The 23,193-nt window shown below is 60.4% G+C and carries 21 protein-coding genes and 1 pseudogene; 3 read left to right on the forward strand and 19 right to left on the reverse strand.

Annotated features, from left to right (window positions below; all coding sequences use genetic code 11):
• Window positions 1-18: 18 nt before the first annotated feature.
• The 15 genes from lepB to EAG14_RS16685 all read right to left on the reverse strand — a co-directional run bounded on the left by lepB (window position 19) and on the right by EAG14_RS16685 (window position 14,506).
• Window positions 19-993, reverse strand: coding sequence for a signal peptidase I (lepB, locus tag EAG14_RS16615; RefSeq protein ID WP_099658158.1), 975 nt, complete (start codon window positions 991-993; stop codon window positions 19-21).
• Complete coding sequence (lepA, locus tag EAG14_RS16620; RefSeq protein WP_099740228.1) at window positions 993-2,801, reverse strand: translation elongation factor 4; 1,809 nt, start codon at window positions 2,799-2,801, stop codon at window positions 993-995. Before lepA ends, lepB begins: the two co-directional genes overlap by 1 nt.
• 12 nt (window positions 2,802-2,813) lie before the next feature.
• Window positions 2,814-3,077, reverse strand: a complete 264-nt coding sequence (locus EAG14_RS22900; protein WP_162996021.1) for a hypothetical protein — start codon at window positions 3,075-3,077, stop codon at window positions 2,814-2,816.
• 188 nt (window positions 3,078-3,265) lie between these two features.
• Window positions 3,266-4,729, reverse strand: a complete 1,464-nt coding sequence (locus tag EAG14_RS16625; protein ID WP_371414368.1) for a DegQ family serine endoprotease — start codon at window positions 4,727-4,729, stop codon at window positions 3,266-3,268.
• Between the two features lie 180 nt (window positions 4,730-4,909).
• A complete protein-coding gene (locus tag EAG14_RS16630; protein WP_371414369.1) occupies window positions 4,910-5,950 on the reverse strand; it encodes a MucB/RseB C-terminal domain-containing protein in 1,041 nt (346 codons plus the stop codon).
• Window positions 5,951-6,011: 61 nt separating this feature from the next.
• The gene (locus EAG14_RS16635) at window positions 6,012-6,611 is read right to left on the reverse strand and encodes a sigma-E factor negative regulatory protein (protein WP_121729538.1); all 600 of its coding nucleotides are present in this window, start codon (window positions 6,609-6,611) and stop codon (window positions 6,012-6,014) included.
• A 136-nt stretch (window positions 6,612-6,747) separates the two neighbouring features.
• The gene (gene rpoE / locus EAG14_RS16640; RefSeq protein WP_099658155.1) at window positions 6,748-7,374 is read right to left on the reverse strand and encodes an RNA polymerase sigma factor RpoE; all 627 of its coding nucleotides are present in this window, start codon (window positions 7,372-7,374) and stop codon (window positions 6,748-6,750) included.
• Window positions 7,375-8,154: 780 nt separating this feature from the next.
• Window positions 8,155-9,399: a beta-ketoacyl-ACP synthase II gene (gene fabF / locus EAG14_RS16650; RefSeq protein ID WP_099658153.1), complete on the reverse strand. Its 1,245-nt coding sequence runs from the start codon at window positions 9,397-9,399 to the stop codon at window positions 8,155-8,157.
• A 47-nt stretch (window positions 9,400-9,446) separates the two neighbouring features.
• Window positions 9,447-9,686 (reverse strand): acyl carrier protein, encoded by a 240-nt coding sequence (gene acpP, locus EAG14_RS16655; RefSeq protein ID WP_044397886.1) that lies wholly within the window; start codon window positions 9,684-9,686, stop codon window positions 9,447-9,449.
• Window positions 9,687-9,790: 104 nt separating this feature from the next.
• Window positions 9,791-10,537, reverse strand: a complete 747-nt coding sequence (gene fabG / locus EAG14_RS16660; protein WP_121729540.1) for a 3-oxoacyl-ACP reductase FabG — start codon at window positions 10,535-10,537, stop codon at window positions 9,791-9,793.
• Window positions 10,534-11,478 (reverse strand): ACP S-malonyltransferase, encoded by a 945-nt coding sequence (fabD, locus tag EAG14_RS16665; RefSeq protein WP_121729541.1) that lies wholly within the window; start codon window positions 11,476-11,478, stop codon window positions 10,534-10,536. Before fabD ends, fabG begins: the two co-directional genes overlap by 4 nt.
• Before the next feature lie 58 nt (window positions 11,479-11,536).
• A complete protein-coding gene (locus EAG14_RS16670; RefSeq protein ID WP_121729542.1) occupies window positions 11,537-12,514 on the reverse strand; it encodes a beta-ketoacyl-ACP synthase III in 978 nt (325 codons plus the stop codon).
• Window positions 12,514-13,566, reverse strand: coding sequence for a phosphate acyltransferase PlsX (plsX, locus tag EAG14_RS16675; protein WP_099658149.1), 1,053 nt, complete (start codon window positions 13,564-13,566; stop codon window positions 12,514-12,516). The genes EAG14_RS16670 and plsX overlap by 1 nt, the downstream gene beginning before the upstream one ends.
• Before the next feature lie 104 nt (window positions 13,567-13,670).
• The gene (gene rpmF, locus EAG14_RS16680) at window positions 13,671-13,853 is read right to left on the reverse strand and encodes a 50S ribosomal protein L32 (protein ID WP_005794249.1); all 183 of its coding nucleotides are present in this window, start codon (window positions 13,851-13,853) and stop codon (window positions 13,671-13,673) included.
• Between the two features lie 101 nt (window positions 13,854-13,954).
• Entirely contained in the window at window positions 13,955-14,506 is a 552-nt protein-coding gene (locus EAG14_RS16685) for a DUF177 domain-containing protein (protein WP_099740221.1), read from the reverse strand.
• A 25-nt stretch (window positions 14,507-14,531) separates the two neighbouring features.
• Here EAG14_RS16685 and EAG14_RS16690 point away from each other — a divergent pair, with 25 nt between their 5' ends.
• Both EAG14_RS16690 and EAG14_RS16695 read left to right on the forward strand, forming a co-directional pair.
• A complete protein-coding gene (locus EAG14_RS16690) occupies window positions 14,532-15,131 on the forward strand; it encodes a Maf family nucleotide pyrophosphatase (RefSeq protein WP_121729543.1) in 600 nt (199 codons plus the stop codon).
• The gene (locus tag EAG14_RS16695; RefSeq protein ID WP_121729544.1) at window positions 15,128-15,943 is read left to right on the forward strand and encodes an SAM-dependent methyltransferase; all 816 of its coding nucleotides are present in this window, start codon (window positions 15,128-15,130) and stop codon (window positions 15,941-15,943) included. Before EAG14_RS16690 ends, EAG14_RS16695 begins: the two co-directional genes overlap by 4 nt.
• Window positions 15,944-16,078: 135 nt before the next feature.
• On the opposite strand, the gene EAG14_RS16700 is transcribed toward EAG14_RS16695, so the two are convergent.
• From EAG14_RS16700 to EAG14_RS16715, 4 genes are all read right to left on the reverse strand, one after another.
• Window positions 16,079-17,155, reverse strand: coding sequence for a S49 family peptidase (locus EAG14_RS16700; RefSeq protein ID WP_121729545.1), 1,077 nt, complete (start codon window positions 17,153-17,155; stop codon window positions 16,079-16,081).
• A 117-nt stretch (window positions 17,156-17,272) separates the two neighbouring features.
• Window positions 17,273-17,641: a Rieske (2Fe-2S) protein gene (locus EAG14_RS16705; RefSeq protein ID WP_369827673.1), complete on the reverse strand. Its 369-nt coding sequence runs from the start codon at window positions 17,639-17,641 to the stop codon at window positions 17,273-17,275.
• Window positions 17,642-17,693: 52 nt separating this feature from the next.
• Window positions 17,694-18,365: an HAD family hydrolase gene (locus EAG14_RS16710; protein ID WP_121729546.1), complete on the reverse strand. Its 672-nt coding sequence runs from the start codon at window positions 18,363-18,365 to the stop codon at window positions 17,694-17,696.
• Between the two features lie 10 nt (window positions 18,366-18,375).
• Window positions 18,376-19,386, reverse strand: coding sequence for an RluA family pseudouridine synthase (locus EAG14_RS16715; RefSeq protein ID WP_121729547.1), 1,011 nt, complete (start codon window positions 19,384-19,386; stop codon window positions 18,376-18,378).
• A gap of 582 nt (window positions 19,387-19,968) precedes the next feature.
• Between EAG14_RS16715 and EAG14_RS16720 the strand changes: the two are divergent.
• Window positions 19,969-23,003 (forward strand): annotated as a pseudogene (locus EAG14_RS16720) (ribonuclease E/G).
• Window positions 23,004-23,193 lie beyond the last annotated feature (190 nt).

Consider the following 23,193-nt stretch of genomic DNA (forward strand, 5'->3'; position numbering starts at 1 on the left):
ATACGGCCACTGGCCTGCTCAGTGAAACGGCCCAATGCGCTTGAAGTCGCCAAAGTTCATCCACACGAAAAACGCCTTGCCCACGATATTGCCTTCAGGCACAAACCCCCAATAGCGGGAGTCCAGGGAGTTATCGCGGTTGTCGCCCATCATGAAATAGTGGCCTTCAGGCACCTTGCAAACCACACCCTCCACACTGTAGCGGCAGTTTTCGCGGTAGGCAAAATTGCTGGCACCTTGCACAAATGCAGGAGCTTCAGGGTTGTTGATAAGTCGATGCGGTTGCGCGCCCAGTTGCTCTTCAAACTGCTTGAAGTAGCGCATGCTTTCTTCTTCCAGAAAGTCAGGCTGGGCAGCGGTCTGCACGGGCTTGCCATTGATGGTCAAGCGCTTGTTCAGATAGGCTACCTCGTCCCCCGGCACGCCCACCACACGCTTGATGTAGTCAAGCGTAGGCTGTGGAGGGTAACGGAACACCAGCACATCACCGCGTGCGGGCTTGTTGCCCTCGGTGATCTTGGTGTGAATGACCGGCAAACGCACGCCGTAGGTGAACTTGTTCACAAGGATCAGGTCGCCCACCCGCAAGGTCGGAATCATGGAGCCCGAAGGAATCTTGAACGGCTCAAACAGAAAGGAGCGCAACACAAACACGGCCACGATGACGGGGAACAGGCCTGCGGTCCAGTCCAGCCACCAGGGCTGCATAAGGATGCGGCCCTTGGCTTCTTCGGCGTCCACATCCACCTTCTGGATGCCCATGCGGTCCAGCTCGGCCCGGCGCTGCACAGCGGCATCTTCGATGGCTTGCGCAGCCTTGCGGCGCTGGGGCAAAAAGTAAAAGCGTTCGCCCAGCCAATAGGCCCCCGTCACAACGGTGGCCAAAAACAGCAGCAAGGCAAAGTTGCCTTCCAGCGCACCAAAATACCAAGCACCGATGTACCCGGCAAAAGCCGCCAAAATCAGCGACGTGAGAGTTTGCATGAACCGCATTAATCTTCCACCTGCAAAATGGCCAGAAACGCCTCTTGGGGCACCTCCACCGAGCCAATCTGTTTCATCCGCTTCTTACCGGCCTTCTGCTTTTCGAGCAGCTTGCGCTTGCGGCTGATGTCGCCACCGTAACATTTGGCCAGCACGTTCTTGCGCAGGGCCTTGATGGTCTCGCGCGCAATGATGTTGGCACCGATGGCCGCCTGAATGGCCACGTCGTACATCTGGCGACTGATGATTTCGCGCATCTTGGCCACCACCGCACGGCCGCGGTATTGCGACTGTGAGCGGTGCACGATGATGGACAAAGCGTCCACCTTCTCGCCATTGAGCAGGATGTCCACCTTCACCACATCCGAGGCGCGGTACTCCTTGAACTCGTAGTCCATGGACGCATAACCGCGCGACACCGATTTGAGCTTGTCGAAGAAGTCGAGCACGATTTCGCCCAAAGGCATTTCGTACGTCAACATCACCTGCCGCCCGTGGTAGGCCATGTTCATTTGCACGCCGCGCTTTTGATTGGCCAGCGTCATCACGGGCCCCACGTAGTCCTGCGGCATGTACAGGTGCACAGTGACGATGGGCTCGCGAATTTCCTCCAGACGCCCCTGGTCAGGCATCTTGGAGGGGTTCTCGACCATGATGACTTCACCATCGGCCTTGACCACTTGGTAGACCACGCTGGGGGCCGTGGTGATCAGGTCCTGATCAAACTCGCGCTCCAGACGCTCCTGCACGATTTCCATATGCAACAGGCCCAGGAAGCCGCATCGGAAGCCAAAACCCAAAGCCTGGCTGACTTCGGGCTCATAGTGCAGCGAGGCATCGTTGAGCTTGAGTTTTTCCAGCGCATCGCGCAAGGAGTCGTACTCGCTCGCTTCGGTGGGATACAGACCAGCAAACACCTGGGGCTGGATTTCCTTGAAACCCGGCAGGGCTTCTGTCGCAGGTCCGGCGTTGTTGGGCAGCTTTTTTTCCAGGGTGATGGTGTCCCCCACCTTTGCGGCCTGCAGTTCTTTGATGCCCGCAATGATGTAACCCACCTGCCCGGCCTCCAGCGCTTCCAAGGCCAGGTTGGCCGGTGTGAATACACCCAGGTTGTCCGCGTTGTACACAGCCCCCGTGGCCATCATCTTGAAGCGTTCACCCTTGGCCAAGCGGCCGTCCACAACACGCACCAGCATCACAACCCCGACATAGGGGTCGAACCAGCTGTCAATGATCATGGCGCGCAAAGGGCCCGTGGGGTTGCCCTTGGGGGCAGGCACCTTGGCGACGATCAGCTCCAGGATTTCTTCAATGCCCAAACCCGTTTTCGCGGAACAAGGGATAGCGTCCGCAGCATCAATGCCGATGACATCCTCGATCTCTGCCTTGGCGTTGTCAGGATCAGCGTTGGGCAGATCCATCTTGTTCAGAACAGGAAGCACCTCTACGCCCAGCTCCAGCGCGGTGTAGCAGTTGGCCACCGTCTGGGCCTCAACCCCCTGCGATGCATCGACCACCAGCAACGCGCCCTCGCACGCAGACAGGGAGCGACTCACTTCGTACGAGAAGTCCACATGCCCGGGCGTGTCGATCAGGTTAAGGTTATAGACCTGTCCATCCTTGGCCTTGTATTGCAGCGCCGCAGTCTGTGCCTTGATCGTGATCCCGCGTTCCTTTTCAATGTCCATGGAGTCCAGGACCTGGGCCTCCATATCGCGCTCAGCAAGCCCGCCGCAACGCTGGATCAAGCGGTCTGCCAGCGTCGACTTACCATGGTCGATGTGCGCAATGATGGAGAAATTTCTGATGTGATTCATCAACGAAAAGCGTCAAATAATGGGATGAGAAAGGCGCGCACAAGAAAAAAGGGCGCGTCGAATGGCGACGCGCCCTGAACCAACAATCATTGGCAACTGCGATGGTTGGAGCTTCATTGTAGGCAAAAAGGCCATACCAAACAGCCCGCTCCACCGCATGCGGGGGTCGTTGCCACGTTGCAACAAAATACTTACACACAGTTTATCCACAACATCGCCGCTTAATTGGTGCACAACATGTGGGCGAGCTGTGGAACAGCTGTGAATGGCTTTCATGCATACCGTATCGTGGAGGAAGACCTCGCCGATATGCATTCAAGCGCTGAGAGCGGGCTCTATTCTATCGAAATCGGTAATTGCACAAATTTTAAGTTGGTGACAACTAACTTTCAGACCATTTTGAGAGCGTGCAATGGCTTGACTTGCCGCGGCATATCCCCGCAGGCGCACAGCCATCATCCAATTCAACGGGCTGGCGCAGGGCGAATCAGCGCGTATTGCGCCCACTCCCCACGGCGGTACAACACACTCAAGGTTTTGCTCTTGTCGACCTTGCCCAAGATGGCATCAAAGTCCTTCACGCCAGACACCTCGGTATTGGCGATTGCCAGGATGATGTCACCCTCACGCAAGCCAGCCCTGGCAGCGCCATCGACAGCGGCCGAAACCAAAACACCGCCCTTGAGCTTGAGTTCCTTCTTTTGAGCGTCCGGCAACTCCGTCACCGTCAACCCCACCTGCTGCCCAGCCGAAGAAGCCTTGGCGCGCTCCTCACGGTCCGTCGTTTTCACTGCCACTTTGTCTGGCTCAATCTCGGCAATGGTGACAGCAAGGTCACGGCTTTGCCCGCGACGAAACACCGTCAAGCTGCTCTTGCTACCCGGTTTGGTGTTACCCACCAAGCGAGGCAGATCGGCCACTTTTTCAATCGCCTTGCCCTCAAAGCGGATGATGATGTCTCCCGCCTCGACACCGGCTTTTTCCGCTGGCGAGCCCGACTCCACCCCCGTCACCAACGCACCTTGCGCCTTGCCCAGGCCCAGAGACTCAGCCACGTCCTTGGTCACGGGGCCAATCTGCACGCCAATACGCCCACGCGTCACGCGGCCGGAGGCACGCAGTTGCTCGCTCACTCGCATCGCCTCATCCATGGGGATAGCAAATGAAATCCCCATAAACCCCCCAGAGCGCGAGTAAATCTGGCTGTTGATGCCCACCACCTCTCCGCGCATGTTGATCAGCGGCCCGCCAGAATTGCCAGGATTGATCGCCACATCGGTCTGAATGAATGGCAGGTAGTCACCCGTATCACGCTGCTTGGCACTCACGATGCCTGCCGTGACCGTGTTCTCCAGACCAAACGGAGAGCCAATCGCCATCACCCACTCGCCGACCTTCAGGCGGCTGACATCACCCACCTTCACCGCAGGCAAACCACTGGCCTCAATTTTGACCACAGCCACGTCCGTGCGCTTGTCGGCGCCCACGATCCTCGCCTTGAACTCCCGTTTGTCTGCGAGGGTCACGATCACTTCATCGGCCCCTTCGACCACATGCGCATTGGTCATCACAACGCCGTCGGCCGTGAGAATGAACCCCGAGCCCACACCGCGTGGCTGCTCATCTTGCTGGGGGCGCTGCTGGCGCGGCGCGTTGGGAATAGGCACACCGAAGCGCTTGAAGAATTCCGCCATCTCTTCGTCCATCGCTCCCGCCCCAGAGCGGGCTGAGGCTTTCTCGGTGGTGCGGATATTGACCACCGAGGGACCCGCCAGCTCTACAAGTTCCGTAAAGTCTGGCAGGCCACGCACCACCGCTGATTGCGCAGCAGCGGAGACAGGCACCAACGCCGTCAGCCCAGACAGACCAGTGAACACACCAGCCAAGGCAACAGAACGCAGCAACTTCCAATCCAGAGTAGACATCATGGGCCTTTCAAATCGAGGTAACAATTACCAATCACGAATGCATCTCTGAAGAGCACCCAAGCGAATAGGTTCCCAAACACGGGCTGATTTGGGAGCCGATTTTTTAAAACAGAAGACCGATACAGGCGGCACACTCGGCAGACGAGTGAATACACCGGCAGACACGTTCACCGAAACGGGTCAGCGCGACCGCTCCCAGTGCTTAGAGAAAAGGTGCAGCGTCTTGCGCGGGACTTCTCCCACGATGGTCAGCCAGGTGTCTTCACCTGCTCTGCGCGCCAGCATCTGGGTTGCCCCCATGCTGACCTCCTGCACCGCCACACCACCGTGCCGCGTAGCGTCCATGGGCTCCATGAACAGCGATACAGACGCTAGGCCGTCAGAGTACAGGCACTGCAAGACACTGCGTGCACCGGCCTCTACAGACAGTGTGCGCCGATAGCATTGGACAGGAACAAAGCCCTCCACCGGCTGGCGCAATACCCACCCCTCTTCCTGGGCAGAGGTCTTGCGTACCTCAGGTGACACGCGCTGGAATCCGTCCACAGCGTCCATCGCGCGTGACAGGTCTTCCGCTTTCACACTGGCATTCCAGTCAATTTCCGAGAACGCAGCCTGCTCCATCACCTTGGCGTTGGGCGACAAGGTTTGCAGCTTCATGACCAGCCCCGTTTCCTGGTCCGCCCAAATGCGGTAGCCCAGCCGCAGATCGTCTTGAGGCTTGAGCCACAGCACGTCCGCACTCCGTCCAGCCACACGCTCCAGTCCCAAACGCTGCACAGCGTAGAACTGTGAGAGCTTGGTGCCCGCCACTACGGAAGGCTGTGGAAACAAGGCTGGAGTGTCACTGCGATCCGTGCGCACGGTGCGCGACGATGCAAAGAAGGTCCTGACCTCACCGTTGCGCCGAAATACGGTGCGCGGCACACCCGACAAGGTTTCCACACGCTCCACTTGCAAACTCCCATCACAAGCGTGGGCAATGCGGGAACTGGACATGGCCCCTGTGGCCGAGATCACAACAAAAGTACCCACATACGAGCGCCGACACGCAGCCCCTCGCATGTGAGCCATCCATTGCGCGACATCAAGGTCCACTGATACGGCTTGCGCCGAAGGCAAGGGAGCAGCAGATGCAGAAGACTCCGCAGCCACTGCCATGGGCACACCCCATCCCAAGGTGAGCGCAAGAACTGCGACACGCCCCCAAAGGCCAGCCATTCGATCCACGGAGGCTTGCGAAACACAGAAGAGAGACCTCCCCTGCACCAGCCAAGGCGAGTTACCGAGAAGGCTCTTCAAAAGTGGCATTGCGCAAAAAGCCCGCAGGCATCTGAAGAGCCGAAGTGCTACCGAATTGTTTGTGGGCTTGCAACAGCTCGTCCAGGCGTGGGTCGCGCAACATCACAGGCTGCCCAGCCCCTTCCGAAACGGCCACCACCGAAGCCGGTGGCGCAACTGGAGCAGAAGCCAATTGCGCGCCGCCGCCCCTCAAGGCTTCAACAGAATTCCAACCGATGGCGGCGACCGCAGCCATCGACGCAATACCGGCCACCATCTTCCAGCGAAACACCGACGCATTGGCTGCGTGCTGCGGCACATGGACAGACACCACCGGCGATTCAGATTGCAATACCAAAGGCACACGTGCAGCGGCAGGCTCCTGGGCCAGTTGCTCCCGCAAGCGCCCGAGCAAAGGGCTCGATGCGTGCGCAGCCAATTCAGGCGAGCGCAACACATCTCCCACCAGATGGTAGAGCTCCCACGTGGCTTGGCTCTCTTCACCGTGGGCCAAGCGCAGGGCCTCAGCCAAGGCCTCGCTTTCGAGCTCACCATCCATTAACGCCGACAACTGCTCGCACTGATTCAAATCTTTGTCCATGATGTCACCTGTCTAACCAGCCCCCACACATACAGATCTGCACACTTCGGTATCGTCTTCTTCCGCACCCGACCAAAGCAACCTCGCCCAGCCGCAATCTCGCGGAAAAAAGGAAAGAGGCGCAGCCATGCCCCAGTCACCACCGCTTGCCAGACTGTTTGTCCAACAGCGGGCGCACTTTCGCAGAAATCGCCTCACGGGCCCGAAAAATCCGGGACCGAACCGTGCCAATAGGGCAATTCATCGCCAGCGAAATTTCTTCGTAGCTCAGCCCCTCAATCTCGCGCAGCGTCACAGCCTGCCGCAAATCCTCAGGCAAAGCCTCCATAGCGGCATTCACCACCCGTGCAATTTCCTGTGCAGCCAAAACGGTTTCTGGCGTTTCTTCGGTGGTTAGTTCATTGTCAACGCGGGAAGTTTCATCCTCATCGTCTCCGCCTCTGAGGGCGTTCTCGGAGATGACCGGATTGCGTTTCATGTCCATCAACGCCTTTTTGGCGGTGTTCACAGCAATGCGGTAGAGCCAAGTGTAAAACTGGGCATCCCCCCGAAACTGGTGCAGCGCCCGATAAGCCCGGATGAAGGTCTCCTGCGCGATGTCCTGCACCAGATCTGTGTCGCGCACCATCCGGCCGATCAGGCGCTCGATGCGCCTTTGGTATTTGATGACCAGCAGCTCGTAGGCTCGCTGGTCACCTGCAACCGTGCGCTCCACCAGTTGGAGATCGCTGTCTGCAGGAAGGGAAGGCGGGGTTACATTCATGGGCACTCAGAAATCACGCCTTAGGGCTCTCGGCTTGGCGCCTCGGTAGATTGGACAGCCGTGGGGGCTGCCTGCATGGCGGGCGAATATACCGCACGGCGCAAATCACCCCAGCGTTCAGGGCGCTGCGAGCGTTCAAGCCACAACCAAAGCGGAGCATGGCCATCCCTGTACACCAGGATCCACAGCGTGTACTGCCAATCCAGAATAACGGCGGGCGCCTGCCGCAAGGCTGCGTCGTCCTCAGACACCCCCACCTGCTCCGAATCGGCAACTTGTAAGGCCCAAACTTGCCCGTTCCAGGCCAACAAGCCATGCGGAGACCGGCGCCAGTACTCCAAAGCACCCAAAGCCGCGATCACCCAGCCCACAATCGCCACCAGGGCAAAGACACCGCGACCCCCTGCAGTCCACACACTCGCTGCATACCAAGCAACCCCACCACCGGAAACCACAGCCAGCCACACGCAAAGCCAGCCCAATGCGGCACTCCTTGCAAAAGGGTAGCGCACAGCTGGAGCCGTATATTTGACAGAGGCCATCATGGCATCCCGGGACGGCTGTTGTTTGGGCGTAAAAAAGGCAGTCGCAGCAGGCCAATGCAGGAGCGGCCACAGGGCAAACCCAACGAACCCAGGCTCAACCACCCCTGCGAAGGCCGCTGAAGCTTTCGCAACTGCACCCCCAAAAGACAAAAGGGCAGACATCCCACATCAAAAACATGGGATATCCACCCTAAGGCCACCAAGCGCTCAGCGCAACGTAGCTTGTATCCGTGCATCAAACCCGCTTGAAAACCAGCGAGCCGTTGGTGCCCCCAAAACCAAAGTTGTTCTTGAGAGCAATGTCGATCTTCATGTCACGCGCCGTATTGGCACAGTAATCCAGATCACACTCAGGATCCTGGTTAAAGATGTTGATCGTCGGTGGCGCCTTTTGATGGTACAGCGCAAGCACCGTGAAAACACTTTCGATGCCACCCGCGCCGCCGAGCAAGTGCCCGGTCATCGACTTGGTCGAGCTGACCACCGTGTGGCGCGCATGGTCACCCAAAGCAGCCTTGATGGCATTCGTTTCGTTCAAATCACCCAGCGGGGTTGAGGTGCCGTGGGCGTTGAGGTAATCCACCTGATCGGCATTGATGCCCGCATTGCGCAACGCATTGAGCATGGCGCGGCGTGGCCCATCCATGCTGGGAGCAGTCATGTGCCCTGCATCAGCACTCATGCCAAAGCCTGTCAACTCCGCGTAGATTTTTGCTCCACGTGCCTTGGCGTGTTCGTACTCTTCCAGCACCATCACACCAGCGCCTTCACCCAACACAAAACCATCGCGGTCTTTGTCCCAGGGGCGCGAGGCCGTCTTAGGGTCATCGTTGCGGGTGGACAAGGCGCGCATGGCAGCAAAGCCGCCAATGCCCAGCGGAGACACCGTGGACTCTGTACCACCGGCCACCACCACATCAGCGTCGCCGTATTCGATCATGCGACCGGCTTCTCCAATGCAGTGCAAGCCCGTCGTACATGCGGTCACCACAGCCAGGTTAGGGCCCTTGAAACCAAAACGCATCGACACATGCCCAGCCACCATATTGATGATGGAGGCAGGCACAAAGAATGGCGTGATACGACGAGGACCCCGGCTGGCGTACTCGACGTGGGTGTTTTCTATCAGCGGCAAACCGCCGATGCCAGAACCAATCACACAGGCAATGCGGGTGGCAAACTCTTCATCGAGCGCCTCGCCCGTAGGCAAACCCGCATCCTGCACAGCCTGCGCTGCTGCTGCGATACCAAAATGAATGAAGGAGTCCATCGCACGCGCATCTTTGGCGCTGATGTAGGACTCCAGGTCCAATCCCTTGACCTCGCCTGCAATCTGGCAGGAAAAATTCGACGCATCGAACTTGGTAATGAGGTCAATGCCGGACTTGCCGGCAAGGATGTTGGCCCAGGCATCGGCCACCGTGTTACCCACGGGGCTGACGCAACCCAGGCCGGTCACGACAACGCGACGACGGCTCATGCGTGAAAACCTTCTACTGATCGCTTGAGTCAGGCGCAGGGCGCCGCTCAGGCCTTCTGGTGATTGTTGGCGTAGTCGATGGCGTTTTGCACCGTGGTGATCTTTTCCGCGTCTTCGTCGGGGATCTCGATGCCGAACTCGTCTTCCAGTGCCATCACCAGTTCCACGGTGTCGAGGGAGTCTGCGCCGAGGTCAGCCACGAAAGACTTTTCGTTGGTGACTTGGGACTCTTCCACTCCGAGTTGTTCGGCAATGATTTTTTTGACGCGTGCTTCGATATCGCTCATGGTTTCCCTCTGGGGGTTGTGAATGAATCCGCGATTCTAGCTGGTAAGGAGATTCCCTCCTCATCAGCCCGCCGTCGGGATAAAGCGGCGTTAACTTGTCTCAATTACATGTACATGCCGCCATTGACGTGCAACTCCTGCCCCGTCACATAGCCAGCTTCATTCGAGGCCAGGTAGGCCACTGCGTGTGCGATGTCTTGCGGCTTGCCCATGTGGCCCAACGGGATCTGGGCATTGAGGGCTTTTTGCTGTTCTTCGGGCAACACGGAGGTCATGTCGGTCTCGATGAAACCGGGTGCCACGCAGTTGACAGTGATGTTGCGGCTGCCCAGTTCACGGGCCAGTGCACGCGTCATGCCAGCCACACCGGCCTTGGCGGCAGCATAGTTGGCCTGCCCTGGATTGCCCGAAGCACCAACCACACTGGTGATGCTGATGATGCGGCCAAAACGCTGCTTCATCATCGGACGAATGGCCGCCCGGCTCACGCGAAAGACTGCCTTCAAATTGGTGTCGAGCACAGCATCCCAGTCCTCGTCCTTCATGCGCATGGCCAGCGTGTCACGGGTAATACCCGCGTTGTTCACCAGTACATGCAAGCCGCCTTGCTGCTTGACGATGCCATCCATGAGCGCCTCGACAGCAGCCACGTCATTGACATTCAAGTTGGCACCACGGCAACCGGGGTAAGCCGCCAGCGCCTGGCCAATACGGGCAGCGCCTTCATCGGTCGTAGCGGTTCCCACCACTTGATAGCCACGCACGGCCAACTCCAGGGCAATGGCAGCGCCAATGCCGCGAGAGGCACCCGTCACCAAGGCCACCTGCACTGCTTTTACCGAATTCGTCATTTCACAATCTCCATCGCTTCAGCCAGGGTGGCTGGGTCATACAGGGGCACGCCCGTCAACTCGGCATCGATGCGCTTGGTCAAACCGGCCAGCACCTTGCCAGGGCCCGCTTCCACCACATGCGTAACGCCGCGCGCTTTCAACGCCTGCACACATTCCACCCAGCGCACAGGACCAAAGGCCTGGCGATAGAGGGCATCACGGATCTGTCCCGCATCAGTGCAGACGGCCACATCAATGTTGTTGACCACGGGAATCTGCGGCTCAGCCAATGCCAAGCCGTCCAAAGCCAGGCGCAGCTTCTGCGCAGCAGGCTTCATCAGGCTGGAATGGAAAGGGGCAGACACCGGCAATGGCAAGGCGCGCTTGGCACCAGCTGCCTTGAGAAGCTCACAGGCCTTGTCCACGCCCACCTTGGTGCCAGCAATCACGGTTTGGGCAGGATCATTGAAATTGACAGCCTCCACCACCTCGCCGCTACCCAACACCACCACAGCCTCAGCGCAGCCTGCAATGACCTTGGAGGCTTCCAGCCCCAAAATGGCCGCCATGCCCCCCACCCCAACAGGCACAGCCTCTTGCATCGCCGCCGCACGCAGCCGCACCAGCGGCGCTGCTTGCGCCAAAGTCAACACACCTGCCGCCACCAAAGCCGAATACTCGCCCAACGAATGGCCCGCCAGCGCCGATGGCTTGGCCCCACCCGCTGCGCACCACACACGCCAAGCGGCCACACCCGCCACGAGCATCACAGGCTGCGTGTTGGTGGTCAATGCCAAGGATTCCTTGGGACCTTCATGAATAAGACGCCCCACATCTTCACCCAAGGCATCGGAGGCCTCGCGCAGCGTTTGCTGCACCGCCGGGTGGTCGCCCCAGGCATCCAGCATGCCCACTGACTGCGAGCCTTGTCCAGGAAAAACAAATGCGAATGATTTCATAGCTCTGCAATATCCAGATAAAAATAGCCTATAGCGCGCATCAATAAAGCGCTAGCAGCTACATTTTCAATAGCACTGCACCCCAGGTAAATCCGCCGCCCACCCCTTCAAGCAGCACCGTCTGCCCGGCGGTCACCTGGCCATTGCGCACCGCATGATCGAGCGCCAAGGGAATAGAAGCGGCCGAGGTGTTGCCATGCTGATCCACCGTCACCACCACCTTGTCCATGGACAGCTTCAGCTTGCGGGCCGTGCCCTGCATGATGCGGATGTTGGCCTGATGGGGAATCAACCAGTCGATGTCGGCTTCTGCCAGACCGGCTTTTTGCAGCACCGCATGGGCCGCCTTCTCCAGCACACCCACCGCCAGCTTGAACACCGCTTGACCATCCATCTTCAAGACAGGGTCACCCAATATGTGTCCGCCAGACACATTGCCAGGAACGCAAAGAATGCCCACATGCTTGCCATCGGCGTGCAAGTCGCTGGCCAGAATGCCAGGCTTGTCAGAAGCCTCCAGCACCACCGCCCCAGCACCATCACCAAACAAGACACAAGTGGTGCGGTCATTGAAGTCGAGAATGCGGCTGAAAACCTCGGCACCCACCACCAGCGCACGGCTGGCTGCGCCCGACTGGATCATCGCGTCAGCCACCGACAGCGCGTACACGAAGCCGCTGCAAACCGCTTGCACATCAAACGCGGGGCAACCATTGGCACCCAACTTGTTCTGCAAGATGCAAGCCGTGGACGGGAACACCATGTCTGGCGTGGAGGTCGCCACAATGATCAAGTCAATGTCTTGGGGCTGCACACCCGCAGCCTCCAAGGCTTGGCGTGCAGCCTCAAGCCCCAGGTCGCTGCTGGCGACGTCCGGCTCAGCAAAGTGCCGCGCTCGGATGCCCGTGCGCTCCACAATCCATTCATCAGAGGTTTCAATACCACGCTGGCCCAATTCAGCCACCAGATCAGCGTTGGTCAATCGGCGTGGAGGCAGGTAGCTGCCTGTGCCGGTGATGCGGGAATAACGTCTCATCAATGTGTCGTCGCCGAAACACCGGCCTTGGCTTGTACATCAGCGGGGGCCAGGAGGGGCGCCGCATGCGCAATCCGGGTCCGGACACGGTCGAGCAGGTTGTTGCGGGCTGCATCATACGCCCGGTTCAAAGCCTGCTCGAAAGCCAGCACGTCCGCCGATCCATGGCTCTTGAACACCAGCCCGCGCAGCCCCAAAAGGGCCGCACCGTTGTAGCGGCGGTAGTCAATGCGCTTCATCAAAGCTTTTAAAACAGGATAAGCAACGATGGCTGCAGCTTTGGTGAAAATATTGCGAGAAAACTCATTTTTGAGCCCACCCACCACCATGGAAGCTACGCCTTCGCTGGCTTTCAACGCAACGTTGCCGACAAAGCCGTCACACACCACGATGTCAACGGTACCCTTGAAGATGTCATTGCCTTCCACGTTGCCGTAGAAGTTCAGATCACCCAAACTGGCCGCAGATCGCAGCAATTCACCTGCTTTTTTGATGACTTCGCTGCCTTTGATGATTTCCTCACCAATATTGAGCAAGCCCACAGTGGGCTCCCCTCCGTCCTGGAGGGCTGACACCAGCGCAGACCCCATGACAGCGAATTGCAACAGATGCTCGGCCGAGCAATCCACATTGGCCCCCAAATCCAGCACCGTGGTGGCACCACCTTGTGCATTGGGCAGCTGGGTCGCAATGGCAGGGCGGTCAATGCCATCCAGGGTTTTCAAGATGTAGCGAGCGATCGCCATCAAGGCACCCGTGTTGCCCGCGGACACAGCCGCAGCGGCCGCTCCATCCTTGACCTGCTGAATGGCCACGCGCATGGAAGAATCTTTCTTCTTGCGCAAAGCCACTTCCACAGGGTCATCCATGGCGACCACTTCAGAGGCCAGCACAACACTGGCCCGCTCGTGCGAGAACGATTGGAGACTCTCCTGCAAGCCGACCAGCAGCAAACGGGCTTGGGGGTGGGAATCTAGAAACTGGCGACACGCCGCGAGCGTGACGCGGGGGCCATGGTCGCCCCCCATGCAGTCAACAGCCAGTGTGATCATGGGCGACTTGTCCAGCCAACGGCTTTGGCTGAAAGAAAAATACGACGATCAAAACAAAGGCCCGCACTACACAAAGTAGTTGCGGGCCTTGATGGGTGCTGAAATTAGGCTTCAGACTTGTTCTTCAGCACTTGGCGGCCACGGTAGAAACCGTTAGGGCTGATGTGGTGACGCAGGTGGGTTTCACCAGTGGTAGGTTCCACAGCAATGCCTGGCACATTCAGTGCATTGTGCGAGCGGTGCATACCGCGCTTGGAAGGGGACTTTTTGTTTTGCTGAACTGCCATGATGGCTCCTGGTCTTGAATAGGGTTGGTAAAAACGCGATCAGCCCAATAAGACACGAGGGGGATTCGCGAGAAGCCCTCGATTATAACCCAAACAATAAATCATGTCCCTTTTTCGTCTTTTCGCAGCGAGGCGAGCGCTGCAAAGGGGTTGGGCTTTTCTGAGTTCGCGGCCTCAAAGTCCTCGTCCGACGATGCCAGAGGGACCGAGCTTGGGCACTCATCATGCTTTGGCACCACAGGCAAGGCCATCAGCAACTCATCTTCAATCAACTCACGCAAGTCAAACTCCCGGCTCAGTGCCAGCAAGTCCTCATCGCAATCGTCATCCAGGGCTTCGGCGGTGGCCTCATCAGCCACAAATCGGAACGAGCGCTCCACATCCAGAGGCACATCCACAGGTGTCATGCACCGCTGGCATTCCATCGGGAAGCTGGCGTGCACCGCCAGATGCAACCAGACTTGGCCCGTACCCCCCAGCTCGGTACGCACTTCACCAGCCACCTTCCAGTCGACGAGCAAATCCGGGTGCAAGCCTTTGGCCTCTTGCGCCAAGCGCTCATATTTCAGAAGCGAGTCGTGACCTGACAGCTGACCTCCCGCCTGCGCGAAAGCCTTGATGTCAAGCCGGTCCGGAGAGAATTCCTTGGTCATGGCGGCAGTGTAAGAGAATCAGCGCATGCATCAATCCCCCACCCTGCCACGCCCTCTGGTATTGGGCTCCACCTCGCCCTACCGGCGCGAGCTGCTCTCGCGCCTGAACATCGCCTTTGACGTGGCCGCCCCCCATGTCGATGAAACCCCGCAAGCCAACGAAGCCCCTCGCGCACTGGCTTTGCGGCTGGCACTGGCCAAAGCGCAGGCCGTAGCACTGCTGCACCCGCAAGCCATCGTCATTGGGTCAGACCAAGTGGCCGATCTGGCGGGAGAACCCCTGGGCAAGCCCGGTACCCATGAAAAAGCCACCCTGCAACTGCAAGCCATGAGCGGCCAGACGGTGGTGTTCCAAACCGCAGTGGCCGTGGTGTGCGCCAGCAGCGGGTTTCAACAAGTAGACCTGGCTGCAGTGGAAGTCAAATTCAGAACCCTCGACCCAGACGAAATCGAGCGTTACCTGCAGGCCGAAAAGCCTTACGACTGCGCTGGCAGCGCCAAAAGCGAAGGCCTGGGCATCAGCCTGTTGGATGCCATCGTGAGCGACGATCCCACCGCCTTGATCGGGCTGCCGCTGATTCGAACCTGCCGCATGCTGCGCGCTGCAGGGTTGGTGCTGCCATGAGCCAGTCGCCAGCACCCGTCGCCAGCACACCATCGACTAACGCCGCGCTGGGTCGGCTTTATCTGGTCCCAGCGCCACTCGACTTTGGCTGCGACGCACAAGCCCCCCTGCAAGAGGTTCTGCCGCAATCCACCATCCTGCAAGCCGCACGGCTCAACCACTGGATTTGCGAGAACGCCAAAAGTACCCGGGCATACCTCAAACGCGTTGATGCGCTGGAACCCCTCGCAGTCCCGGTTCAAGCCCAGCAAATTACAGAGTTACCGCGCGAAGTGCACAAAAAGGGAGACCATGGAGACAAAGGCGCCCCCGTATTTGACGCCCGCCCTCTCCTGTCGGCCGCACTGCAAGGGCACGACATTGGCCTGGTCAGCGAAGCGGGGATGCCTGCTGTGGCAGACCCAGGCTCGTCCATTGTGCGTGCCGCACACGATCTGGGCATTGCCGTGGTGCCACTGGTAGGCCCCGTCTCCTTACTGCTGGCCCTGGCTGCCAGCGGCATGAACGGGCAAAACTTTGCTTTTGTGGGCTACTTGCCCCAAAGCGGGCCGGAGCGCGCGCAGCGCATGAAGGAGCTCGAATCCATCGCGCTGAAAACAGGGCAAACGCAGGTGTTCATTGAAACCCCCTACCGCAATGCCGCCCTGTGGCAAGCCCTGACCCAGACCCTGCAAACCAACACCCGACTGGCCATGGCCGCTGGGCTAACGCTGGAAACATCCCAAATACACAGCCAGCCGGTCAAGCAATGGCGCCAAAAAACAGCGCCCGTGGACAACCGTACGCCCACCGTGTTCTTAATCGGCAGATAAGCGCAGGCCAGCCACCACGCCGCCCCAACCGATACGCCAAAGCAAAACCCCCGGCTACCACACAGGCAACCGGGGGTTCAGATTCGAAAACCACCACTGGCAGCGTCGCTAGCGAGGCGGCAGCGACGCACCCAACTATCGCAGCTGCGGCGCCGCAATGGCAGTGGCTGCCTTGGCTGCGCCATACCCCATCGCCGCGCCAAAGCGCTTCACCAAACGCTCAGCCACATTGTCACGGCGGGTGTAGTCGATGATGTCTTCCGCCTTGACGACTTCACGGGCCACATAGTCGAGGTTGCCCAGCTTGTCCGCCAAGCCCATCTCCACAGCCTGCTGGCCCGTCCAGAACAAGCCACTGAAGGTCTCGGGCGTGGGCTTGAGCCGATCACCGCGCCCCGACTTCACCACGGCGATGAACTGCTGATGGATCTGATTGAGCATGGCCTGTGCGTACGCACGCTGTTGCTCCGTCTGGGGGCTGAAAGGGTCCAAAAAGCCCTTGTTTTCACCCGCCGTGAGCAATCGGCGCTCCACCCCCAGTTTTTCCATCGTGCCGGTGAAACCAAAACCGTCCATCAGCACGCCAATGCTGCCCACGATGCTGGCCTTGTCCACAAAGATTTCGTCCGCTGCCGCAGCAATGTAATACGCCGCCGAGGCACAGGTCTCCTCAACCACTGCATACACAGGCTTGTTGTATTTGGCCTTGAGGCGAAGGATTTCGTCATTGATGATGCCCGCCTGCACCGGGCTGCCACCCGGAGAGTTGATCAACAACACCACGGCCTTGGAGCCCTCGTCCTCGAAGGCGCTGCGCATGGCAGCCACCACGAACTCGGCACTGGCCTCAGCACCTGAAGCGATTTCGCCCTTGATGTCCACCACCGCCGTATGGGGGGCGCTCTTATTGGCACTCGGGGCAGCCTGCATCATCGCGCCGCCAAAAATGGCGAGCACCAGGAGCAACCAGGCAAAGCGAAAGAAAATCTTCCAGCGCCGGGCGGCACGCTGCTCTGTCAACGCGGCCAACGCGAGCTTTTCCAGCACCGCACGCTCCCAGCCAGGCTCGGCAGGCGGCGTGGCACGGGGGGCACCACCGGGGCTTGAGGATGGCGCAGCTGCGGCAGCCTGGGTAGCCCACAGATCAGAAGCGGGCAAAGAATCCTGAGCACTGCCAGGATGATTGGAAGAGGGATTTTGTGGATCAGTCATTCAAAGCCTCCCGCAGACACCCCGGGCCCAGAAACAGGCCCGGCACAGCGCTGCGGACAGAGAAAACAAGCAACAAAACAGGGAAATAGAACAGAACAAGGCACCTGGGAGCAACCCCTAAAACGCCACCGGCTGCAGGTTGTGCGCAGTATGCCAGTGCACCTGGCCACCGGCCTCGGACAAGGCAATTTTCACCAGCCCGCCCCTACAAGGCCCGCCAGCACACTGGCCAGTGCTGGGCAAATAAGCAGCACCGTGCGTGGCACACAACAACCATTGACCTGTGTCATCAAACAAACGGTTGGGCTGGTAGTCCATTTCCATGGGCACATGGGTGCAGCGGTTCAGGTAGGCATGCACCACACCCTGGTACCGAATGGCAAATGCGCGGCAAACCTGGCCCGCATACTGCACATCAAACGGCACGGCCATGCCCCCATCGCACAGCTCTGCGCTGCCACACAACAAAACAGCCTGCTCAGACAAAGGCGGCGCTCCTGGGCAGTGGCGAGAGATAAAAGCAAGACTGCAGCACGCCTCAAGCCTCCTGCTGCAGCCACTCGTGCAACTGCGCCACCGAATGCGCCACATACAGCGGTTGCAGCGCATGGAACGCATCGGGTTCGTGGGCGCCATAGCTGACACCGACGCTGGCGCAGCCTGCGTTCTGGGCCATCTGCAGGTCGTGGGTGGTATCGCCAATCATCAGCAAGTGCTCAGGGGGCACATCAAACTCTGCCATCAACTCCTTCAGCATCAAAGGATGGGGCTTGCCCGCCGTCTGGTCAGCAGTGCGCGAGCCATCAAACACCCCGCGCAAATCCACGGCCTGCAAAACCTCATCAAGGCCACGGCGGCTTTTTCCGGTGGCGACGGCCAGCAGGTGACCACGCTCGCGCAGGGCCGACAACATGGGCAACACGCCATCGAACAAGCTCAAATCGTCCTGGTGCTGCAGGTAGTGAAACCGGTAGCGGTTGCCCAGCTCGGTGTATTTTTCAGGCGGCACATCCGGTGCGGCATGCGCCAAGGCGGGCATCAGGGCCATGCCGATCACATAGGCCGCTTCCTTGTCCGATGGCACCGTGCCGCCCACATCGCGCACAGCCTCCTGGATGGAGCGCACGATGATGGCGGTGGAGTCGTACAAGGTGCCATCCCAATCAAAAGCGATCAGGTCAAAGCGGCGCGAACGGACTTGGGACGGCATGGCGAGGCAATCAAGCAGAGGGGATGAAGTCTGCCAGTTCAGGGGGCAGAGGGGCGTTCAATGTCACACGCTCCGCGCTGGCAGGGTGGCTGAACTGTAACCGCCACGCATGCAAAAACATGCGCTTGAGCCCCAGTCTGTGCAACCGCTTGTTCAGGTCAAAGTCGCCATATTTGTCGTCACCCACTATGGGATGGCCCTGGCTGGCCAAGTGGACCCGGATCTGGTGCGTGCGACCGGTCTTGATGGTGACCTCCAGCAACGTCATTGCAGGCAAGCCTTGCAAGGGCCGCGCAGGCACCGCTTGGCGCACCTTGACCAAAGTAATGGAACGCATCCCGTCGGGGTCATCGACCGTGGTGACACGCACCCGGCGCTCGCCATCGGCCTGCAGGTATTTGTGCAGTGGCAAGTCGATCACCTTGTTGCTGGCCGTCCATGGACCCGTGACCAGCGCCAGGTAGGTTTTGCCAGTCTCCCGCTCCCTGAACTGGTCTTGCAAGTGAGTGAGCGCAGACCTCTTCTTAGCCACCAGCAGGATACCGGAGGTTTCGCGGTCCAGTCGGTGCACCAGCTCCAGCAACTTGGCCTGGGGGCGTGCCTGGCGCAGTTGCTCGATGACGCCAAAGCTCACGCCGCTGCCGCCATGCACCGCCACACCGGCGGGCTTGTCGATAGCGAGCACATGCTCATCTTCCAGAAGAATGGGGAATTCACGCGCGGGCGCGGGCCGCTCGGCCTTCTCGGCCACTTTGTCCGACACCCGCACCGGCGGCAGGCGCACCACATCACCAGACTCCACCCGGGTGTCGGCACTGGCGCGGCCTTTATTGATGCGCACCTCGCCGCTGCGGATGATGCGATAGACGTGGGTTTTCGGTACCCCTTTGAGGTGGCGTATCAAAAAGTTATCAAGCCGCTGCCCCGCCGAATCCTCATCGACTTCGACCATACGGACTGCAGGAGGGTTGGAAGCCGGGGCCCGGTCCAGCGGTGGTTTGCCCCCTATAATGTGTTTCACCTGCGCGTTGTTTTGTAAGTGGTTGATTTGTCTGGAGTTTAGTCCACTCAGCCATGCTACTAGCGCAGGCAGGTCGATGCCAGCGGGTGTCGCACACGCAGATTGCGGGCCAGATGCCTGCAATGGCCTGGGCGGCAGTCGGCGGGCTGACAAATTGAAACACTGATACGGAATCCCCCAAGCCGGCAGATGCACCCTACCAGGGACAGGTCTGCCGGTGGATCGAAGCGAGCATGTGGTTGTTGATGGCATGGATGATGACTTTGTGGCGGCGGCACTTGCCCCTGGCCCTGCACGTCCAATTGCCCGCAGCGCCCCGCCAGCAAGCGCAAGAAGCTATTAAATTTGTAGCAAATCTGCGCCATTCTCACTCGCCCCCATCCAAGCGCCCTTGCCTCCCGTGCTGAGTTCACCCTCGGCAGCCTGAGTCATCCCCGGCAATTCCCTTCGTTTCGATCCGTCAGTCCAGGCATTTACGGCTCCTATAGAGCTTGTCATTGGTTTGGAACTGTGGGTGGCAGCCCGCTACAGCAACTGAGCTGTGCCGCTGCTGTCCGCGAAACAACGAGAAGGAATCGCATCATGAAGCGGATGCTCATCAACGCCACGCAGCCCGAAGAACGCCGCCTGGCCATCGTCGACGGACAAAAGCTCCTCGACTACGAAATCGAAATCGAAGGGCGCGAACAGCGCAAGGGCAACATCTACAAGGCCGTCGTCACGCGCGTCGAGCCTTCGCTGGAAGCCTGTTTTGTGGACTACGGCGAAGACCGCCACGGCTTCCTGCCCTTCAAGGAAATCTCGCGCAGCTACTTCACCCCGGTGTCTCGCCCAGCCAGGCGCGCATCAATGAAGTGATCAAGGAAGGCCAGGAGCTGCTGGTCCAGGTCGAAAAGGAAGAACGCGGCAACAAGGGCGCGGCCCTGACCACTTTCGTCTCGCTGGCCGGCCGCTATGTGGTGCTGATGCCCAACAACCCCCGTGGCGGTGGCGTTTCGCGCCGCATCGAGGGCGAGGACCGCGCCGAGCTCAAGGAGGCGATGGACCAGTTGGAATACCCCAACGGCATGTCCATCATCGCGCGCACCGCTGGCATTGGCCGCACCGCGCCCGAGCTGCAGTGGGACCTGAACTACCTGCTCAAGCTGTGGAACGCCATCGACGGCGCAGCCAAGGGTGGCAAGGGTGCCTTCCTGATCTACCAGGAATCGAGCCTGGTGATCCGCGCGATCCGCGACTACTTCAACAACGACATCGGTGACATCCTCATCGATACCGACGACATCTACGAACAGGCGCAGCAGTTCATGGCGCACGTCATGCCCGAGCATGCCGCCCGCGTGAAGCGCTACCGCGACGACGCCGCCCTGTTCAGCCGCTTCCAGATCGAGCACCAGATCGAATCGGCCTACGCCCGCACCGTGCAACTGCCCTCGGGCGGCGCCATCGTGATCGACCACACCGAAGCGCTTGTCAGCGTGGACGTGAACTCGGCCCGCGCCATCAAGGGCGGCGACATCGAGGAAACCGCCACCCGCACCAACCTGGAAGCAGCCGACGAAGTGGCCCGCCAGATGCGCCTGCGCGACCTGGGCGGCCTGATCGTGATCGACTTCATCGACATGGAAGAGTCGAAGAACCGCCGCGAAGTGGAAAACCGCCTGCGCGACGCACTGCGCCAAGACCGCGCCCGCGTGCAGTTCGGCACCATCAGCAAGTTCGGCCTGATGGAAATGAGCCGCCAGCGCCTCAAGCCTGCCTTGAGCGAAGGCTCCTCCATCCCCTGCCCACGCTGCGGCGGCGCAGGCCACATCCGTGACACCGAATCGTCGGCCCTGCAGATCCTGCGGATCATTCAGGAAGAGTCGATGAAGGACAACACGGCCGCCGTGCACTGCCAGGTGCCAGTGGAAGTGGCCTCGTTCCTGCTCAACGAAAAGCGCACCGAGATCGCCAAGATCGAACTCAAGCAGCGCGTGAGCGTGCTGATGGTGCCCAACAAGACGCTGGAAACCCCCAACTACCGCCTGGAGCGCCTCAAGCACGACGACCCACGCCTGGACCACATCGATGCGAGCTACAAGCTGGCCGAAGACGTGGAAGACCCCACCGCCGTGACACGCCGCTCGCAAGAGCCGACCAACAAGCAAACCCCGGTCATCAAGGGTGTGCTGCCCGATGCGCCCGCGCCAGTGGCCGAGCCCCGCCCCGAAGGCGCTGCGCGCCCTGCCCGCAATGGCAATGGCCACGCCCCCCGCAACGGCACTGCTGCACAAGCCGCGCCAGCACCGGCCCCCGCCGCAGTTGTGCCACAAGAAAAGGGCTTCTTTGCCTGGCTCAAGAGCCTGTTTGGCTTTGGTGCCGCGCCTGCGACCGCCCCGGTGGCCACGCCTGCGCCTGCAGCACCTAGCGACGGCAGCGGACGCGGCGAATCGCGCCGTGATGGCCGCAGCGAAGGCCGGGGCCGCCGTGGTAGCCGTGACGGCGCCCGCGATGGCAACCGTGACGGTGGCCGCGATGCCAACCGCGATACCGCCGGCAATGTGAGCGAAGGCCGTGGACGCCGCAACGACCGCGGCGCCGAAGGCCGTGCCCCGCGCGATGGAGACCGCCGCCCAGAAGGCGAAAACCGCAATGCCGAAGGCCGCAACACCGAGGCACGTGAGGGCCGCAATGGTCGCGATGGCCGTGGCCGCCGCGACGCCGAAGGCCGCAGCACCAACGCCGCCCTGAGCGGTGAGCAAAATGCGGCCCCCGCAGAAGCCCTGGCCAACGTCAACGCCAATGGCGCTGATGCCGGCACAGCACCAGCACGTGGCGAACGCGGCCCACGCCGTGAACGCGGTGACCGTGGTGAGGGCGGCCGCCGCGAGCGCGGTGAACGCGGCCCGCGCAATGCCGAAGGCCAGGAGCGCAGCACGCCAGCGATGGACTTTGTGGACACATCGCCCATGGCATCGCTGCCCGATCTGGACCTGACGGGCAACGAGGTTGCCACCCCACCGGCAGCGCCCGCGACGGAAGAACGGCGTGAGCGCCGCTCCCGCGACCGCTACGGCCGCGACCGCCGCGAACGTGGCGAACGTGCACCCCGTGAAGGCAGTGACAACGCCGCAGAGGCACAGCCACTGAGCGCAGCCCCAGCAGCAGACGCTGCCCCGGCCGTGTCCGAAGATGCACCACGCCGCAGCTACTTCAGCAGCCCGGCGGCAGAGGCACCCGCGGCGACAGAGCCAGCAGTGGCTGCCCCTGCGCAAGTGCCCCCCGCCCCCGTGGCAACGCCTGTAGCGGCAACCCCTGCGGCCAAACCCGCAACAGTGCCCTCGGCAGCACCAGCCCCGGTGGCGCCTGCGGGCATGCCCCGCGTGCAGTCCTACACGCTGCCGATGGATTCGCTGCACCAAGTGGCCACCGCCTCAGGGCTGCAGTGGGTGAACTCGGACAGCGACAAGGTCGCTGCCGTGCAGGCCGCCATTGCGGCAGAACCCAAGCCGGTGCACGTTCCCCGCGCACGCCCACCGGCTGTGGTGTTGGACGAAGGCCCGCTGGTGCTGGTGGAAACCCGCCGCGACCTGGCCGCCATGACCCTGCCATTTGAGCAGCCTCCTGCGGCGTAACACATGGCGCACACAGCCCGCGCCGTCTAGCGCGGCTGTACCCCTCAAAGGCGGCCTTGGCCGCCTTTGTTTTTGGGGGCAGCGCGCCAACACAGGGCATGAAGCGCTGCAGCCCAAAGGAGTACTCACGCCATGCCCACATCCCTCAAAATAAGAGGTTGAGCGCATGGCGCAGGATCACTCAGCGCGG

Origin of the sequence: Acidovorax sp. 1608163, from assembly GCF_003669015.1 — a bacterium.
Classification (GTDB): domain Bacteria; phylum Pseudomonadota; class Gammaproteobacteria; order Burkholderiales; family Burkholderiaceae_C; genus Acidovorax.